Origin of the sequence: Halomonas sp. GFAJ-1 (genome assembly GCF_000236625.2) — a bacterium.
Taxonomy (GTDB): Bacteria; Pseudomonadota; Gammaproteobacteria; order Pseudomonadales; family Halomonadaceae; genus Vreelandella.
Window position 1 is genome coordinate 36,648 of record NZ_AHBC01000029.1, and the last position, 17,657, is coordinate 54,304.

14 protein-coding genes are annotated in these 17,657 nt (G+C 54.3%); 3 read left to right on the forward strand and 11 right to left on the reverse strand.

All coding sequences use genetic code 11. The features are described from left to right. Nucleotides 1-62: 62 nt before the first annotated feature. The 11 genes from ilvD to nrdR all read right to left on the reverse strand — a co-directional run bounded on the left by ilvD (nt 63) and on the right by nrdR (nt 13,891). Nucleotides 63-1,907: a dihydroxy-acid dehydratase gene (gene ilvD, locus MOY_RS08530; RefSeq protein WP_009098684.1), complete on the reverse strand. Its 1,845-nt coding sequence runs from the start codon at nt 1,905-1,907 to the stop codon at nt 63-65. A 269-nt stretch (nt 1,908-2,176) separates the two neighbouring features. Continuing rightward, nucleotides 2,177-4,336: a methyl-accepting chemotaxis protein gene (locus MOY_RS08535; RefSeq protein WP_009098685.1), complete on the reverse strand. Its 2,160-nt coding sequence runs from the start codon at nt 4,334-4,336 to the stop codon at nt 2,177-2,179. 185 nt (nt 4,337-4,521) lie between these two features. Then, nucleotides 4,522-6,999, reverse strand: coding sequence for an endopeptidase La (lon, locus tag MOY_RS08540; RefSeq protein ID WP_009098687.1), 2,478 nt, complete (start codon nt 6,997-6,999; stop codon nt 4,522-4,524). Nucleotides 7,000-7,121: 122 nt separating this feature from the next. Then, a complete protein-coding gene (locus MOY_RS08545; RefSeq protein ID WP_009098689.1) occupies nt 7,122-8,375 on the reverse strand; it encodes a DUF945 family protein in 1,254 nt (417 codons plus the stop codon). Nucleotides 8,376-8,506: 131 nt separating this feature from the next. Next, on the reverse strand, nt 8,507-8,980 hold the full coding sequence (locus tag MOY_RS08550) for a phosphatidylglycerophosphatase A family protein (RefSeq protein ID WP_009098690.1): 474 nt from the start codon (nt 8,978-8,980) through the stop codon (nt 8,507-8,509). Next, nucleotides 8,977-9,954, reverse strand: a complete 978-nt coding sequence (gene thiL / locus MOY_RS08555) for a thiamine-phosphate kinase (RefSeq protein ID WP_009098691.1) — start codon at nt 9,952-9,954, stop codon at nt 8,977-8,979. The genes MOY_RS08550 and thiL overlap by 4 nt, the downstream gene beginning before the upstream one ends. Before the next feature lie 34 nt (nt 9,955-9,988). Continuing rightward, complete coding sequence (nusB, locus tag MOY_RS08560; protein ID WP_009098692.1) at nt 9,989-10,492, reverse strand: transcription antitermination factor NusB; 504 nt, start codon at nt 10,490-10,492, stop codon at nt 9,989-9,991. Continuing rightward, entirely contained in the window at nt 10,489-10,977 is a 489-nt protein-coding gene (ribH, locus tag MOY_RS08565; protein WP_009098693.1) for a 6,7-dimethyl-8-ribityllumazine synthase, read from the reverse strand. Before ribH ends, nusB begins: the two co-directional genes overlap by 4 nt. Before the next feature lie 4 nt (nt 10,978-10,981). Beyond that, on the reverse strand, nt 10,982-12,148 hold the full coding sequence (gene ribBA / locus MOY_RS08570; RefSeq protein WP_009098694.1) for a bifunctional 3,4-dihydroxy-2-butanone-4-phosphate synthase/GTP cyclohydrolase II: 1,167 nt from the start codon (nt 12,146-12,148) through the stop codon (nt 10,982-10,984). 73 nt (nt 12,149-12,221) lie between these two features. Next, nucleotides 12,222-13,391 carry a bifunctional diaminohydroxyphosphoribosylaminopyrimidine deaminase/5-amino-6-(5-phosphoribosylamino)uracil reductase RibD gene (gene ribD, locus MOY_RS08575; protein ID WP_009098695.1) on the reverse strand — a complete coding sequence of 390 codons (1,170 nt, stop codon included), beginning with the start codon at nt 13,389-13,391 and terminating at the stop codon, nt 12,222-12,224. Further along, on the reverse strand, nt 13,391-13,891 hold the full coding sequence (nrdR, locus tag MOY_RS08580; protein ID WP_035540466.1) for a transcriptional regulator NrdR: 501 nt from the start codon (nt 13,889-13,891) through the stop codon (nt 13,391-13,393). The genes ribD and nrdR overlap by 1 nt, the downstream gene beginning before the upstream one ends. A 138-nt stretch (nt 13,892-14,029) precedes the next feature. Between nrdR and MOY_RS08585 the strand changes: the two genes are divergently transcribed. From MOY_RS08585 to dsbG, 3 genes are all read left to right on the forward strand, one after another. Then, nucleotides 14,030-15,793 (forward strand): sugar phosphorylase, encoded by a 1,764-nt coding sequence (locus MOY_RS08585; protein WP_009098698.1) that lies wholly within the window; start codon nt 14,030-14,032, stop codon nt 15,791-15,793. A 153-nt stretch (nt 15,794-15,946) separates the two neighbouring features. Next, a complete protein-coding gene (locus tag MOY_RS08590; RefSeq protein ID WP_009098699.1) occupies nt 15,947-16,762 on the forward strand; it encodes a TlpA disulfide reductase family protein in 816 nt (271 codons plus the stop codon). Between the two features lie 45 nt (nt 16,763-16,807). After that, a complete protein-coding gene (gene dsbG, locus MOY_RS08595) occupies nt 16,808-17,602 on the forward strand; it encodes a thiol:disulfide interchange protein DsbG (RefSeq protein ID WP_009098700.1) in 795 nt (264 codons plus the stop codon). Nucleotides 17,603-17,657: the final 55 nt, after the last annotated feature.

Consider the following 17,657-nt stretch of genomic DNA (forward strand, 5'->3'; position numbering starts at 1 on the left):
GATTTGACGGTTCACGGTTGGCAAAAAGAACAGCCCGTACGAGACGGGCTGTTATGACGCAATTAATCTAGCTTGGAGAGGTCGCGCACCGCGCCTTTATCGGCGGAAGTGGCGAGCAGCGCATAGGCTTTTAGCGCGGGAGTCACCTTCCGAGGGCGCTCTTCAACCGGTTTCCAGGCGTCTTTGCCCTTAGCGTCCATGGCTTCCCGGCGCTTGGTCAGCTCTGCATCACTGAGCTGTACGTTGATGGTGCGGTTAGGAATATCGATCAGGATGGTGTCACCTTGCTCGACCAAACCAATCGCACCACCTGCCGCGGCTTCAGGAGAGACATGTCCAATCGAGAGACCGGATGTACCACCGGAGAAGCGGCCATCGGTCAGCAGCGCGCAGGCCTTACCCAAACCTTTCGACTTAAGGTAGGAGGTCGGGTAAAGCATCTCCTGCATACCGGGGCCACCTTTGGGGCCTTCGTAGCGAATGACGACCACATCGCCCTCTTTCACTTTGCCATCTAATACGTTGGCAACGGCTTGGTCTTGTGACTCCACCACGTGGGCTTTGCCCTCGAACACCAGAAGAGAGTCATCAACGCCTGCCGTTTTCACGACGCAACCATCGAGCGCAATATTGCCATATAGCACGGCCAAGCCGCCTTCGCGGGAAAAGGCATGTTCCAAATCACGAATACAGCCCGTGGCGCGGTCACCGTCCAAACTTGGCCAACGAGCGCTTTGCGAAAACGCCGTTTGGGTGGGCACGCCTCCGGGGCCTGCTTTGAAGAACTCCACGACCTCTGCGCTTGGTGAGCGCATGATATCCCACTCATCCAATGCTGCTTTCAGACTGTCGCCATAAACGGTGGGAACCGATGTATCCAATACTCCCGCACGGTCGAGCTCGCCCAGAATCGCCATGATGCCCCCGGCGCGGTGAACATCTTCAATATGATACTTCTGGGTATTGGGCGCCACTTTACACAGCTGCGGCACTTCGCGAGAAAGACGGTCGATATCCGCCATGGAGAAGTCCACCTCGGCTTCTTGGGCGGCGGCCAGAAGATGCAGAATAGTGTTCGTGGAGCCACCCATGGCGATATCCAGCGTCATGGCATTTTTAAAGGCGGCTTTGTTACCTATGGCACGGGGCAACAGGTGGACTTCTTCACCTTCGTAGAAACGTTTAGCGAGTTCGACAATCCGGTGTCCGGCATTTTCAAACAGTCGACGGCGGTCTGAGTGAGTAGCCAGCACCGTGCCATTGCCGGGCAGCGCTAACCCAAGCGCTTCCATTAAGCAGTTCATGGAATTAGCTGTAAACATACCGGAGCAACTGCCACACGTGGGGCATGCGCTGCGCTCTACTTCGGCAAGGGTTTCATCATCCACGCTGTCATCGGCCGCCATTACCATCGCATCAACCAGGTCAAGGCCGTGATCTAACAGCTTTGTTTTACCCGCTTCCATGGGGCCACCGGAAACAAAAATGACCGGAATGTTCAGGCGCATCGCGGCCATCAGCATTCCGGGGGTGATTTTGTCGCAGTTGGAAATACACACCAAGGCATCAGCACAGTGTGCGTTGCACATGTACTCAACGCTGTCGGCAATAATATCTCGGCTTGGCAGCGAATAGAGCATGCCATCGTGGCCCATGGCAATGCCGTCATCCACCGCAATGGTGTTGAACTCTTTGGCAACACCACCCGCTTTTTCTATCTCACGGGCAGCTAACTGCCCCATGTCTTTTAAGTGAACATGGCCCGGTACAAACTGAGTAAACGAGTTAGCCACTGCAATAATGGGCTTATGGAAATCGTCATCCTTCATACCCGTAGCACGCCAAAGGGCACGGGCACCGGCCATATTACGGCCAGCAGTGGTAGTACGGGAGCGATACTCGGGCATGGTGTCCTCTACATCTTTATCGTGGCCTGCCACATTCGTGGCAGCAGGCAAATGAATCCAGCGGCTTTGAATTGTGGCATGAGCGAACCGTAGAGACTAGATGGTGAGGGCAACCAACACTCACTTTTACACACCTTCGGCCTAATACACTGCATAAAACATGCCACCCGAAGGTGGCATGAACGTAGTCGATCTTCTAAACAAAAAGTACCAGCGCTAAGTTACTCCTTCAGGCTCCTCCTATGAACGTTGAGCGGCACATTCATTAATTAAAACTCGTCCCAGTTCTGCGTGCTTTGAGAGCGGGCGGGCGCAGACGAGGATCTGGCGGCAGGCAAGTTGAGCGATGCTTTACGCAGCGCTTGGTTAACTTGGTTAAGCTTTTCACGTGCGGCTTGAATGCTTTCTTCCTGGGCACCTTCTAACCGGAACGCGTCAACAACGTTTGCCAACTCGAAGGCTTCTATCGCCAAGTTATCTGCGGAGGCGGCAATGCTCTGTACCTTCGTCGCATTTTGCTGAGTGACGTTGTCCATTTCGGCAATTGCTGTATTAATCTGCCCAATACCGCTGCTCTGTTCACTGGAAGCGGTGCTAATCGACTCCATCAACTCACTTACGCGACTCACCTGCTGCATAACGTTTTCGATCGCTTTTTCCGCCTGCTCAACGGCGGTACGGCCACCGCTTACCTCTTGAGTGGTGCTATCAATCATCTTACGAATTTCTTGTGAAGCGTCCGCACTCCGGCTAGCAAGCATACGTACTTCGCTAGCAACGACCGCAAACCCTCGGCCATGCTCACCCGCACGGGCTGCTTCAACAGACGCATTAAGTGCCAAAATATTAGTTTGAAAGGCAATACCGTCGATCACCCCGATCATTTCGGTCATTTTTTCGGCACGCTGTGCGATGCGCTGCATCCGTTCAACCAGCTGCTCCATTTGCGCTTGGGTATCGCGGGTACTGACAGCATTCTGCGCAGCAAGCTCGGTAGCCTGACGGGCATTTTCGGTATTCTGCTGCACCGTTGAGGTCATCTCCTCCATGCTTGAGGCGGTTTGCTGAAGCGATGACGCCTGCTGCTCCGTGCGCGAGGCAAGCTCTTCGTTTTCAGTGGCAATTTGCTGAACTGCTGGCGTCACCACTGAAACACGGTTTTCTACATCGCCGACAATGCTCGCTAAGCTAAAGCGCATGGTATCCAAGGAATAGAGCAGCTCGCCTAACTCATCATTCGTTTGACGACGCTCCCGCGCGGCAAGGTTGCCCGCCGCAATTTGAAACGTCATGTGCCGCGCGCCTGCTAAACTGCGAAATACCGATTTGAGAATGACAAAACTAAGCCCCACCATCACCAATAGCCCTACCGCCATCAACACCAGCTGAGCAATCAGCATTTGCTGACGCCCCTGCTTCGCCTCAGCCACTAGCGCTTCGGCATTAACGCGCTCTTGGCTAACGAGCTGGCTAATCGCCTCGCGAAGTATTTCGGTGGTTGGCTGAACGCTGTCGTTAAAAGCTTCAAACGCTGCAAACCCATTGGCTTCCATGACAGCAGCAAGCGCTCTATCAATACCGCTGCGCCAAGTGACCACCGCAGCATCAAACGCTTGTACACTCTCTTCCCCCGAATCATTGTCAGCAAGGTACTCACCCCACAACCTTTCAATGACTTGGGTATGCCCACCCGTTGTGTCGGCAACAGCCTCTAAATCAACCCGCCTTGGATTGCGAATAGCAGGTTCAATCACTTCAACCGCCTGCCCTACATGCCGCTCGATACGCTGAAGATTCGTTACGGCCTCGAGGCCAGAACGGTTCAGTGTTTCCAAGCGATCCCCTGACTGCACCAAACCAAAAATCCCTAACCCACCAGCCAATGCCAGCAGTAGCAGCGAGGCAATAACCATGCCGGTGAGCTTAGCTTTTAAACTGGTTAGCTGAAAACGCGTAAAAAAACCGCCAATCCCACGGCGTTTTAGCTGCCCTTCTGAAAGCGTATAGCGGCGAGACTTACCCTTCTCACGAATCTCGGCGTACACTCTTTCGGCCAAAGCAATACGCTTCGGCGAAGCTTTGCGCCGTAATGAGGTATAACCAACAATGCGATCTCCATCCCTTAGTGGTGCGACAGTGGCATTAACCCAGTAGTGATCGCCGTTTTGACGACGATTTTTGACTGTCCCCTGCCAAGTACCACCAGCCTGTATAGTTTTCCAAAAATCAGCATAGGCCGCTTCTGGCATATCTGGGTGGCGAATCAGGTTGTGAGGCGCCCCCATCAACTCATCTCGCGTATAGCCACTAACTTCCACAAACGCAGCGTTTGCGTAAGTCACATTGCCTTTTAAGTCAGAACGAGAAATTAAAACCGTTTCATCGTCCAGCGCGTATTCACGTTGCGTGATGGGTTGATTATTACGCATTCAGGTTCCCCAGGGTTATAATTTAGAAACTGCTGAAAGCTTTTTCGCGAATCAGGAGCTCTTTTATATTGGCAGGTATTATCCTGTGTCTTCTCTTAATTTAACTAGTAAACAAATGTAAAAAAGCGCCATTCTTTATAGAATGGCGCTTGATTTAAACGGTCGAATTATAAACTAAGTCTTAGCTAGCTAAACACTACGTTAGCGACATCACGGTAACGGTTGGCAAAGTGTACCGTCATGCCCTCTTTTAAATAGTCGGGTAACTCTTCATAGTCCCGGCGATTAGCGTCAGGCAAAATCACCTCGAAAATATCGCTACGCCGTGCGGCAATGATTTTTTCACGGATTCCTCCTACGGGTAGCACCTGCCCAGTTAGTGTCAGCTCTCCGGTCATGGCTAGCGGCCGCTTAATTGCCTGATGCTTGGCCAGCGAAAGTAGTGCCGTCGTCATCGTTACCCCGGCAGAGGGGCCATCTTTGGGTGTGGCGCCTTCAGGTACGTGAAGGTGCACAAATGCGGAGTCAAAAAAGTCCGCATCCGCGCCATACTCAGCCAAATGGCCCAAGGTGTAGCTATAGGCGATATTAGCGGACTCTTTCATTACATCGCCCAGCTTACCGGTGAGTTTAAACCCGCGGTCTAGGGCGTGCACTTTACCGGCTTCAATCGGCAATGTGGCGCCTCCCATGGAGGTCCAGGCAAGCCCGGTGACCACCCCTTCACCTTTAAGCACTTTTTCTTTACGGAAAAGGGGCGCACCTAAAAATTCTTCCAGGTTTTTAACCGAAATTTTTACCGTCTCTAGCTTCTCTTCTAACAGCTTAACTGCCGCCTTACGCACAATACGGTGTAGCTGTTTTTCTAACTGACGAACACCCGCTTCCCGGGCGTAGCCGTCAATCACCTGTTTAAGCGCAGCGTCGGTTAAGTTAATGCGCTTTTTCGGCAAATTGTCGCGCTTAAGCAGCTTAGGCCAAAGGTGGTGTTTAGCAATCTGCAGCTTCTCTTCAGCGATATAGCCTGACAAGCGTATCTGCTCCATACGGTCCAACAACGGGGCTGGGATAGAGTCCAAGGTATTGGCCGTACACACGAACAGAACCTTGGAAAGATCCATTCGCACGTCCAGATAGTGATCAAGAAAGTCGACGTTTTGCTCAGGGTCTAGCACTTCAAGCAACGCAGAGGCAGGGTCACCCTGAAACGATTGGCCGAGCTTGTCAATCTCATCCAGCATAATCACTGGGTTTTCAACTTCAACTTCTTTAAAGGCTTGCACCAGCTTGCCGGGCATGGCACCTACATAGGTGCGTCGGTGGCCCTTAATTTCAGCTTCATCGCGCATACCACCCACTGAAAAACGATAAAACTCACGGCCAAGCGCTTCAGCAATCGAGCGTCCTATTGAGGTTTTACCCACTCCTGGCGGGCCAACCAACAGCACAATAGAGCCACCTACATCGCCTTTAAAAGTACCTTCCGCGAGGAATTCAATAATTCGCTCTTTAACGTCTTTCAAACCATCGTGATCGCGGTCTAGCACCTCACGGGCTGTAGCAAGGTCTAGCTTATCCTGGCTGGTGACACCCCAAGGCAGTGACGTTAGCCAGTCTAAATAGTTACGCGTTGTGCCGTACTCTGGAGAGCCGGTTTCCAGCACGCTGAGCTTATTTAGTTCGTCGTCAATGCGGCTCTGGACGCGTTCAGGCACGACCAGCGACTCCAGGCGCTGCTTGAAGGTATCAACATCGTTTTCGCGGTCGTCTTTTGAGATGCCTAGCTCGCGCTGAATGACCTTCAGCTGCTCACGCAGGAAGAACTCTCGCTGGCGCTCCTGCATCTGGGCATTCACCTGCTCACTGATCTCGCCCTGCAACAGCGCCACATCAATCTCTTTACGCAGCAGCGGCAACACTTTCTGCATCCGCTCTTCCACCGACAGGGTGGCCAGCACATCCTGAAGCTCTGGGCCTTTAGCGGAGGTAATGGCAGCGGCAAAATCGGTCAATGGCCCTGGTTGATGAGGGCTAAAGCGGTTGAGATAGTGTTTTAACTCTTCGCCATAGAGCGGGTTAATCGGCAGCAGCTCTTTAATGCCGTTGATAATCGCCATGGCATAAGCACGGGTCTCTTCATTCTCCGCGTCAACCGGCTCTTTTGGGTAAGTCACTTCAACTAAATAGGGCGGCTCTTTGGAAAGCCAGCGGGTAATTTTAAAACGCTGCAGCCCCTGAGCGATAAACTGGATCTGCTGATCCTCGCTCTTGAGCTTATGTACTTTGACGGCAGTCCCAATCGCGGGAAAACGGTCATGGTCAAGCGAATCCACGCCCTGCTCACCGACAAACGCAACCCCAATGGTGTGGTGCGGTGTGTTGCCCACTCGACGCATGGTCTCTTCCCAGCGCTCACGGTTAATAACCAACGGCTGGACTTGAGCAGGAAAGAAAGGACGATTATGAATCGGTAGGAGATAAATACGCTCTGGCAGCATTTCGCTGGCAGGCACCAGCGAATTTACCCGTTCGCCGTCGGAACGGTGCTCTTTATTTTCAGAGAGCGTTTCACTTTCAGAGGGCTCTTGGTGGGACTCTTGTGGCTCGCCATCGGTTAGCCAATCAAGATCTTCGTGATCGCGGTCGTAATCTTGGTCGCTCATGCGCCCTCCAATCCACAGTAACAAGCAACAGTCACTAGCAACTGTCACTGCTTGATATGCCTTGTGGAATGCGGGCACAAAGCCAAAACTTCAACCCTTTACGATGGCTTAAAGCAATACAGTTACGGCCATAAAGCGGGTATCGGCCGACCGTTTACCCGCCACCCCCCTCGTACCACGTCAAACTGCAGCTCTCGGGTTCCCAGCGGCAGGCCTAGCCATAGCGCAGCTACGGTAGGGGCATCATGCCAAATAAAATCGCCGTCGATACGCTCAAGCCAACGTGCTCGCTCCTCAGGCTTTTCTAGGGCCGCAATACTTAGTTCATTAAGATTGCGAGCATCAAAAAACAGCGCGCCATCCGCCTCAACGCTCAGCCCCAATAACGGGCTGTCAATGATGACGACCGGCACATCCAAGCGAGGCGAATCGCTTAATACTTGCAGCAAGTCTGGCTCCAAACGGGCCAGTAATCCTTCTGCCATCGGCAAGCTGGTATCTCCCCAGGCAGCCTCTTGGCGTAAACGCCGAATAGTTTGCCGCACGGCATCCGCGTTAAGGCGAGAAAGCTCTGCTTCCACTCTGCCGCTAAACAGAGGTGTTTCAGGGGCTTCACTGGGCACGCGCACTTCACCCACAATAAGCTCGCCTTTAAGGCGCAGCTCACTCTCATCAAGCACCATATAGCTGTGCACATCCAGAGGCGCTACCTGAACATCATAAGCGGGATAACGCATCGCTAAGTTTTCGATATGCAGATGGTCGCGCTGGGCAAAATGGTAGGCATCTTCAATGTAGGTATAGCGACTTTCCAATACGCTAGGGCCAAGGGTTAGCTGGGCCAGCCCATCCGTTAAGGTTAATTGATCCAGCAGCACGCGGGTATGCCAATCACCAAATACGCCTTCAAGACGTATGCGCGCACCGCGCACGTCTAGCTCGCGGCCATTTTGTTGAATAACAAACGGGGCCAGTGCTAACCGCAGCTCGCTATAACCGCTGAGCGTATGATAACGGCCCTGCCAGCGAGGCACTGAAGGCGCTGATACTTCACCCACCGCTTTTTGCAGAACGCTATCTAAGCGCGGCAGTATTGTGCCCTCCACATCGGTACTTAAAATTCCATGGCGCGCACGGTAGCTTATCTCTAGTCGCCAAGGACGACCAAGCAGCGGCGAAAGCAATAAACTTCCCTGCGATGTTAACCATCCTTGGTGGCTTTCCGTACGGCTCACCCGCCACTCCCCCCGTGCCTCGAGGTCTTCAAGCGCTTGGCGAAGGCTGCGCTCAAACAGCACGCTCGAAAGCAGTTGCGCCACCATCCATGCAACAGCGATGACGGCGAGAACGGGAGCGATCAGACGTTCCTTGCGCATGCCCTCTCCTTTAACAGCCCAAAATGGCGAGCAGAGCCAACGTTACCTATCTGTTCAGGCCAGCACAGTTAAAACAATCAGCCCAAAAAGTACATGTAAACCCAGTACAACCCAAGCTCTTGCAGCCAAACCTAGTGCAGCCAAAACCAGAGGTGCATGGTACTCCAGGCGTAAATCCCTGCCATTACGTCATCAATCATAATGCCGAAACCGCCCGCTACCCGTCGGTCTGCCCAGCGGATAGGCCAAGGCTTAAAGACATCAAAAATGCGAAAGACGATAAAGCCCCAAAGTGCGGCTTCCCAGGAAAAAGGCACCGCCGCCATGGTAATCCAGTAACCAACAAACTCATCCCACACAATACCCGAGTGGTCATGTACCCCTAAGTCTTGCGACGTTTTCTCACAGAGCCAAACGCCTACAACAAAGGCGGCCATCACCAAGCTTAAATACCATACCAGGGGTAGATCGGCCATTATCCAATAAAAAGGAATTGCCGCTAGAGTACCGAAGGTACCGGGCGCCCACGGAGCGGTGCCACTCCCCAGACCGAAAGCAAAAAAGTGGGTTGGCCTGCGCCAAACACTGGCGGGCGCACGGTTCATACCTCACCCCCACTAAAGTGCTGCCAGCCTGCATAGTCGGTGGCATCAATTCCTCTCACCCCCGGCGTTTCACAGCAGCGCCCTATCACGGTAAGCGGCAGGCCTATACTGGCAAGGCATGCCTGGGCACGCGTTACGTCATCAGGGGCAAGCGTTACCAGAAGTTCATAGTCGTCGCCGCCTGAAAGAGCCGCTTGACGAGCAGCATCAAGCCCACGCTGCTCTACCAACCCTTCCGCTAACGGAATCGCCTCTAAATCAAGTACCGCACCCACCTTTGAGGCAGTACGCAGGTGGGCGAGATCTGCCAGCAGCCCATCGGAGATATCCATGGCTGCCGTGGCAATGCCACGAAGCGCAGCGCCTGCTGCAAGCCGGGGCTCAGGCAACAAATAACGCTGCAGTAAGGGGTGCGATAAGTCTCGCTCCCCCTGTTGCCAATACGCCAAACCGCCCGCACCACCGCCTAATGCGCCGGTTACCGCAATCACATCACCCGGCTTAGCACCGGCGCGGGTCATCGCTTCACCTGCGGGCACTTCACCCATCACGGTAACGCCGATGGTTAGCGCCCCAGAGGTAACATCGCCCCCCACCAGCGTTGTAGCATGCTGATGACAAAGGTTATGAAACCCTTTTGCATAGTCCGCTAGCCACTGTTCAGCGGCGGCATGCTCTGCAAATACCCGCTGATCGAGGGTTAGCGCCATTAGGCACCAGCGCGAGGTTGCCCCCATCGCGGCCAAATCGCTTAACGCAACGGCAAGAGCGCGGTGCCCTAGCGCATAGGCGGGGGCATCGCTGGGAAAGTGGACATCGATAACGGACGTATCGACGCTGACCGCCAGTTGCTGCCCTGCCTTGGGCACCAATAGCGTGGCATCGTCGCCATTTCCAAGAGCAACGCCGTCAGTCGCTTGCGCCTCCTGCGGCGACATAAAATAGCGTCGAATCAATTCAAATTCGGCAAGCACAAAGGCCCCTTAAACGCTTGATCAGGCCGCTCGCTTACAAACGGCGAGCGCTGACTTCGGCACTACGTAAGCGGTTTGCCAGCTTATCAAGAATGCCATTCACGTACTTATGGCCGTCGGTGGCGCCAAATGACTTAGCCAGCTCAACGCCTTCGTTGATCACTACACGGTACGGCACTTCCATCCGGTGGGAAAGCTCGTAAGCACCCAAACGCAGAATCGCTAGCTCCACCGAGTCCAGATCCTCTAAACGGCGATCCAGCAACGGGGATATTTCACGATCGAGTTCTGCCTTAAAACGCACCGTATTGTGCAACAGCTCATGGAAAAGCGCTTTGTCGGCAATTTCCATTACCTTGACCCAGTTTTCGTGATCTTCCAGATCGTCATCAGCCACTTGGCTACGGAACTCAGCTTCAATAGTGGTGATGGATTTACCGGTCATTTGCCACTGGTAAAGCCCTTGAACCGCCAACTCACGTGCGGCGTGGCGCCCTTGCTGCGCAGCAGAGGGCTTACGCTCACTACGCTCGCTCATTGGTTGTCTCCTAACGGCAGCGCACGCAGCAGCGAGACCATTTCCATCGCGGCCATGGCTGCTTCAGTACCTTTATTACCGGCTTTGGTACCCGCACGCTCGATGGCCTGCTCAATAGACTCAACCGTCAATACACCGTTTGCCACCGGTGTATCAAACTCAAGCTGGAGATGGTTCATCGCTGTGTTGCAGCCACCCGCTACGTATTCAAAGTGAGGCGTTCCACCACGAATCACCGCGCCCAAGGCAATCACCGCATCAGGCTGCATGACTTTAAGCACGCGCTTTACCGCCAGCGGCAGTTCCCAGGCGCCGGGCACGTGAACAATGTGGATGTTTTCAGCATCAACACCGTGGCGGGTCAGGCTATCGACCGCACCCTCCACCAAGCTATCCACCACATGGTGGTTAAACCGCCCAACGACGATGACATAGCGGCCATCAACATCTACAAAAGTGCCTTCAACTTGCGAAAGGGATTGCATCAATTTATTCCTGCTGAGAAATTGGCTCATACGCCGTGTCATTAGGCCCCAGGCGCTCGACGACTTCGAGATCAAACCCGGAGAGGGCCGAGAACTTCCACGGGGAGCTAAGTAGCCGCATTTTACCCACGCCCAAATGGCGCAGAATTTGCGAGCCGGTACCAATCGTTAAGTAGTTGCCGGAACCGTCTGAATCGCTGGTGCGCGGTTGACGCACGCGGTCGAGGAAAATATCCAGCTGATTTTTGAAATCCTGATGCGGGCGTCCATCATCGATCAGAACAAACACTCCAGCGGGTGCCTGGGCAATTTCGCTAATCGCACGCTGAGCGTCCCAGCGGCACTGCTCGCCCTTCAGTAAGCCGAGCACATCCCGCAGCGTATCGGCCAAATGCACGCGAACCGTGGTAGCTTGCTCTGGGGTGGGCTGCCCTTTCACCAGTGCTAAGTGGTGTGCGCCTTGTATACGGTCGCGGAATACATGCAGCGCCAGCTTGCCGTGGGCAGTATTAACGCTTGAGGTTTCGATCAGGTCAATGGTTTGCTCATTGACGATACGGTAGTGAATTAAATCAGCAATCGTGCCGATTTTAATACCGTGCTTCTTGGCAAACACTTCTAACTCGGGGCGACGCGCCATACTGCCATCATCATTCATGATTTCGCAGATAACCCCACTGGGGTCACAGCCTGCCAACGCCGCAAGATCACAGGCCGCTTCAGTATGACCAGCGCGGCGTAAAACCCCACCCGGCTCGGCCATCAGCGGAAAAATATGTCCTGGCTGTACGATATCGGTCGGCTTGGCGTGGGGGGCTGCAGCCGCTTGCACGGTGCGAGCACGATCTGCCGCAGAGATGCCCGTTGTAACGCCTTCTGTTGCCTCGATAGAGAGCGTAAATTTAGTCCCGAAACCGGAACCATTGTCCCGCACCATGAGCGGCAGATTAAGCTGCTCGCAACGCTCGCGGGTCATGGGCATGCAGATAAGGCCACACGCATAACGCGCCATGAAGTTGATATGCTCGGCCTGGACTTTTTCGGCCGCCATGATGATATCACCTTCGTTTTCGCGATCCTCATCATCCATGAGAATCACCATTTTGCCCTGGCGAATGTCTTCCACCAGCTCAGCGATAGGGGATAGCCCCTCAGAAGAGAAGTGCGCCATGGAATCTCCAAAATAAAGTGGTCGCATTGCATGCGATTTCGCGCGTCAGGGTACCTTGCTATGCATTCTTGCGCTAGTCAGCATCAGGTTCGGCAATAATGTGCCAGTCACGCCCAACCGCGCGCATCTCTTTAATCGTCAGCCGCTTTTGGTCTGCCATGCGGGTTAACCCCGGCAGGGCAAACAGCGGCCTGGCTTCACCACCAAGCAGCGTGGGGGCGACAAATAACTGCAGTTCGTTAACTAAATTGGCATCTAACAGCGCGCCAGCCAGCGTTGCGCCTGTTTCCACCAGCAGCTCATTAACCTGCTCATTATCGGCTAGCCAGTGCAGCATGTCAGCCAGGGCAATACGCCCCCCTTGGTCGGCAGGAAACACCACTATTTCCGCGCCCGCCGCTTCTAGTTTGTGGCGTTTCTCTTCACTGTGCTGCTCGGTGGTAATCAATAGCGTGCGTCCTGGCTCGCGTAAGCAAGCGGCGGCCAGCGGCAAGCGGAGCCGGGAGTCTAAAATAACGCGCAGCGGTTGGCGTTTAACCACCTCATCGGCATTCGCCAGCGCCAGCTGGTCGGCCCGCAAGGTTAGCCGTGAATCGTCCATAATCAACGACTCAACGCCACTTAAAATAGCGCTGGAACGCGCCCGTAACCGCTGTACCTGACTACGCGCTTCGGGGCCGGTAATCCATTGGGACTCACCTGACCCCATCGCCGTACGCCCATCAAGGCTCATCGCCATTTTAAGCCGCACAAAGGGGCGCTTATGTTGCATACGGGAAATAAAACCAGGGTTTAGCGCCCGTGCATCCGCTTCCAAAAGGCCTACATCAACTGTTACCCCATCGGCTTGTAGCCGCTTAATACCTTGCCCACTTACCTGTGGATTGGGATCGACCATCGCGACAACCACACGGGAGACCTTGGCCTCTGCCAACGCCACCGCGCATGGCCCAGTGCGGCCGGTATGGGAGCAGGGTTCCAGCGTAACGTATGCGGTTGCCCCGCGGGCTAAGCCAGCCGCTGCGTTTAGTGCGTGTATTTCAGCGTGAGGGCCGCCGGCACTGATGTGAAAGCCTTCACCCACTACTCGCCCCTCATCGCTTTCATCATAGCGGACGATAACGCAGCCCACGCGGGGGTTTGGGTCGGTGGTATAAAGCCCTTGCTTGGCGAGCTGAAGCGCCCGCGCCATGTACTTATGATCTTGTAGGGAGAACGCAGCGTGGCGTGGCTCAGCGCCCATTACTGTTTTCCGCCATTATTGGGTGTGGCCACCGATCGCTCTTGATCAGGCTCCTGGGAAAGCCGGTCTATTTCAGCGCGAAATTCGTCTAAATCCTGGAATTTACGGTACACCGAGGCAAAACGAATATAGGCAACTTGGTCTAAATTGCTTAACGCCTGCATAACAGCCTCGCCAATCTCTCGGGCGTTAACTTCTCGGTCCCCCTTGGCGCGCAGCGATTGACGAATACGCTCAACCGCGGCCTCAATCGCTTCGGCACTTACGGGACGTTTTTCCAGCGCGCGCAGCATTCCTGCCCGTAATTTGGCTTCGTTAAAGCTCTCCCGAGATCCGTCCGACTTAACCACCCGGGGCATGATGAGCTCGGCGGTTTCATACGTCGTAAAGCGCTCATGGCAGCTGGCACACTGGCGACGCCGACGCACCTGGTCACCCTCTGCTACCAGCCGAGAATCGGACACTCGAGTATCATTAGCACCACAAAAAGGGCAATGCATGGCAGTCAACCTATTATCAGTACGTGCAGCTAACAGCACAAAAAAGCATATTTATTCAACGCGGCGTTAACCTAGCATTGTAACGATTTGGCACACAAGCTGCAGCGTTTGTCGCACGTTGTTTAGGAGAGCGCCCGCATGACCCCTTTCGAGCAGACGGTACATCACTATTTAACGCACCTTTACGGCCCGCGAGCAGGCGAGGTTCAGCGGCGCTTAGAGCAGCATCTTGCGCATTTTCGACCTAGGCTACCAGCGGCGCTGCAGACAGCAACAGCCGCCCCCGACGCACCAACATGGAGCGAGAAAGACCAGTGGGTGATCAGTTACGGCGACACAATTGTCGCTGAAGACGCCCCTCCCCTTGCGGTGCTAAGTGAATTTCTCCAGCGCTATCTGGGCGATCGGATTAGCGGGGTGCACGTGCTGCCCTTTTTCCCCTGGAGCAGCGATGACGGCTTCTCAGTGATCCATTACCGGGAAGTAGAGCCAACGCTGGGCGACTGGACACATATTCGCGAGCTGGCCAGCCACTATGACCTGATGGCAGATTTGGTGCTTAACCATGTTTCACGAGAATCGCTCTGGTTTGTGGACTACTTAGCTGGCAGCCTACCCGGGCGGGACTACTTTATTGAAGTAGACCCGGAAACCGACGTTACCCAAGTGACACGTCCACGCAGCAGCCCGCTTTTAGTGCCCGTTTCTACGCGGCGGGGAACCCGCCACCTGTGGGCAACCTTCTCGGAAGATCAAATCGACTTAAATTTTGAGAATCCCGATGTATTACTCGAGTTTGTCGGTATCCTGCTTTTTTATCTTCAGCAAGGCGTGCGCATTATTCGCTTAGATGCAGTGGCGTTTTTATGGAAGCGTCTGGGCACGTCCTGCATTCACCTACCGGAAACCCATACGGTAGTGCGCCTGTTGCGAGCCATTGTGGACGAAATAGCCCCCGGCACCCTGCTGATTACCGAAACCAACGTGCCTCATGCAGAAAATATCAGCTATTTTGGCTTAGAGCGTTTGCCCGAGGGGGCACCCGACGAAGCCCATATGGTGTATCAGTTCGCCCTGCCGCCACTGCTGTTGCACACATTAACCCGAGGTGAAGCATCCACTCTCCAACACTGGCTCGCCAACCTGCCAGTGCTGCCCAAGCAGTGCACCTACTTAAACTTTACTGCCAGCCATGACGGTATTGGCGTACGCCCGCTGGAAGGTCTGCTGCCTGACCATGAGCGGGATGCCCTATTAGAACTAATGCACCGCTTTGGCGGCTTCGTCAGCATGCGCAGCAACCCCGACGGCAGCGATACCCCCTATGAAATTAACATTACTTGGTTTGAAGCCATGCGTGGCACGCGGCGGGGGCCAGACCCATGGCAAATTGCCCGTTTCATATGCAGCCAAGCCATTATGCTGAGCCTACAGGGCATTCCCGCGCTCTACCTGCATACGCTGACCGGCACACTGAATGACGTAGAAGGCGTGGAACGCAGCGGGCGTCTTCGCTCAATTAATCGGCGGCGCTGGAAGCGTGATGAGCTGGCACTGCTGCTTGAAAACCCCTCTACACCCACCCATAAAGTTTTCAATACGCTTAACCACTTGCTGGAACTGCGCCGCAGCGAGCCCTGCTTCCATCCGCATGCTGCTCAGCGTGTACTGCCAAGCCCGCCTGACTTATTAGTGGTTGAGCGTGGCCCGCTTAGCGACGGCCGTCGTTTGCTAGCACTCTTCAATGTTACCGACACACAGCTTCCACTAGAGCGCGCGGGTGAAGCGGTTAACCAAGCGCTCAGCCTACATGATTGGCAAGACTTGAATCCCAATAGCCAAGGAGAGGAAAAAGCCGCTTTATCCCCTTATGCGGTACGCTGGCTGGTGGCTATTAACTGACCAAGGCCAATTGATAAAACAAAACCAGCACTTGGATAGAAATCTTCAAGCTTGCATTGCGGCATAACGTCTCAGTGCAGAAAAACATAATCGCCAAATAATCACGCAGTGACACACTGTGGCACGGATCATTACTAAGGATTGTAGTTAATTATGCTGCAGCAAAGCATTGCGATTGGCCCTATGGGGTTTAGCCTTCATCAACTCGTCATTGGGTTAGCCTTTTTGCTCGCGCTTCTGGCGGGGGCACTCATCGGCCAGCGACACCGCGTCGCAGTGAGCGATACGCTATTTACCGTGCTGTTTGTCGCGATTATTGCCGCACGGGGCGTTTTTGTTATTCGCTATTGGGGAGAGTACGACAGTCTTCTAGCCCGCCTGGACATTCGCGACGGTGGCTTTGATATTTTGGGAGGGCTCGTTGCTGCGCTAGGCTACGCGGGCTGGGCGCTGTGGCGCTCCCCCCGTCAACGCATCCCGCTTAGCGGCGCGTTAATGGTGGGCGGTCTCACCTGGGGCCTAATTGCCGGAGGGTCGACCCTGATTGAGCAGCAGTCCCGTCCTTTACCTGACATTGCTTTAACCACTCAGGAAGGCATCACGACCAGTCTTCCCCACTTTGCACAGCAAGAACAGCAGCCAATGGTGGTGAATCTCTGGGCAAGTTGGTGCCCTCCCTGTATCCGTGAAATGCCCGTGTTTGAGCAAGCCCAACAAGCTGAACAGGACATTACCTTTGTGTTCGTAAACCAAGGGGAAAGCGCCCAGCAAATAGCGTCATTTATGAACCAATATGCGTTTTCGTTGGAAAATGTTTGGCAAGATCCAGCCAATGCTCTGGGTCAAGCTACTGGCGCCAATGCCATGCCCACCACGCTTTACTACAATGCCGAAGGCCAACTGGTGAACACCCACTTCGGTGAGCTTTCCCGCGCCACCCTAGAACAAGGGTTAGAGCGTTTAAGATAGCGTTTTTCAGCGCCACGATGCTGAACATTAATTAAGGATACGGTTATGCAACGTTTTACTCTTTCCCATTTAAGGCTTCCCTCCCTAGGCCGCTTTGTGATGTTAGCGGGTCTTGGCGCTGCCCCGCTAAGCTATGCCGAAGACCTTCCCGCGCCGGTTCAGGCGTTGAGCAATCAGGGGTTAACGATTCACGGTCAGTTCGAGGCACCCGGCGGAATACGAGGCTATGGCGCCAGCGTACAGGGCCAGGACATGGCGATCTACTTAACACCCGATGGTGAGCACGCGATTGTGGGTACGTTAATGGATAGCGACGGTAACGACCTCACCGAAGCACAGCTTGATGAGCACGTCCGTGTTCCTTTGGAAGCTGAAACGTGGCAACTGCTGGAAGAGAGCCACTGGATACAGGATGGCGACACCGCAGCACCACGCATTATTTACACGTTTACAGATGCCAACTGCCCATACTGCCATCAGCTTTGGGAGCAAGCACGCCCGTGGGTAGAGGCAGGTAAAGTCCAACTGCGCCATATTATGGTCGGCATTTTAGCCACCAACAGCCCTGCATTAGCGGCCACAATGCTAGGCGCAGACGACCCCAGCGCCGCGCTTAATGCGCACAGTAAAGGTACGCGCGTCAGCGCCAGCGCTCAGCCGCGAGATATTGAAGAACAGGTCTATGCCAATAATCAGCTGTTTGAAGAGCTAGGCTTGTACGCCACGCCTACCAGCGCTTTTCAGCGCGAAACAGAGAGCGGCAGCATTCGTATTGACCGCATTCAAGGAATGCCTAGCGAAGAACGCCTGATTGAGATGATGGGCAGCGAAGCACCCTAACAGATGAACAAGTAGGGGCAACCACTTGGCTGCCCCTACTTACGATGCATGTTAC

What these genes read in the sequence shown, in the direction of transcription:
- ilvD (WP_009098684.1), bottom strand. Translation starts at nt 1,907, where the DNA reads ATGCCCGAGTATCGCTCCCGTACTACCACTGCTGGCCGTAATATGGCC.
- MOY_RS08535 (WP_009098685.1), bottom strand. Translation starts at nt 4,336, where the DNA reads ATGCGTAATAATCAACCCATCACGCAACGTGAATACGCGCTGGACGAT.
- lon (WP_009098687.1), bottom strand. Translation starts at nt 6,999, where the DNA reads ATGAGCGACCAAGATTACGACCGCGATCACGAAGATCTTGATTGGCTA.
- MOY_RS08545 (WP_009098689.1), bottom strand. Translation starts at nt 8,375, where the DNA reads ATGCGCAAGGAACGTCTGATCGCTCCCGTTCTCGCCGTCATCGCTGTT.
- MOY_RS08550 (WP_009098690.1), bottom strand. Translation starts at nt 8,980, where the DNA reads ATGAACCGTGCGCCCGCCAGTGTTTGGCGCAGGCCAACCCACTTTTTT.
- nusB (WP_009098692.1), bottom strand. Translation starts at nt 10,492, where the DNA reads ATGAGCGAGCGTAGTGAGCGTAAGCCCTCTGCTGCGCAGCAAGGGCGC.
- ribH (WP_009098693.1), bottom strand. Translation starts at nt 10,977, where the DNA reads ATGCAATCCCTTTCGCAAGTTGAAGGCACTTTTGTAGATGTTGATGGC.
- ribBA (WP_009098694.1), bottom strand. Translation starts at nt 12,148, where the DNA reads ATGGCGCACTTCTCTTCTGAGGGGCTATCCCCTATCGCTGAGCTGGTG.
- ribD (WP_009098695.1), bottom strand. Translation starts at nt 13,391, where the DNA reads ATGGGCGCTGAGCCACGCCACGCTGCGTTCTCCCTACAAGATCATAAG.
- nrdR (WP_035540466.1), bottom strand. Translation starts at nt 13,891, where the DNA reads ATGCATTGCCCTTTTTGTGGTGCTAATGATACTCGAGTGTCCGATTCT.
- MOY_RS08585 (WP_009098698.1), top strand. Translation starts at nt 14,030, where the DNA reads ATGACCCCTTTCGAGCAGACGGTACATCACTATTTAACGCACCTTTAC.
- MOY_RS08590 (WP_009098699.1), top strand. Translation starts at nt 15,947, where the DNA reads ATGCTGCAGCAAAGCATTGCGATTGGCCCTATGGGGTTTAGCCTTCAT.
- dsbG (WP_009098700.1), top strand. Translation starts at nt 16,808, where the DNA reads ATGCAACGTTTTACTCTTTCCCATTTAAGGCTTCCCTCCCTAGGCCGC.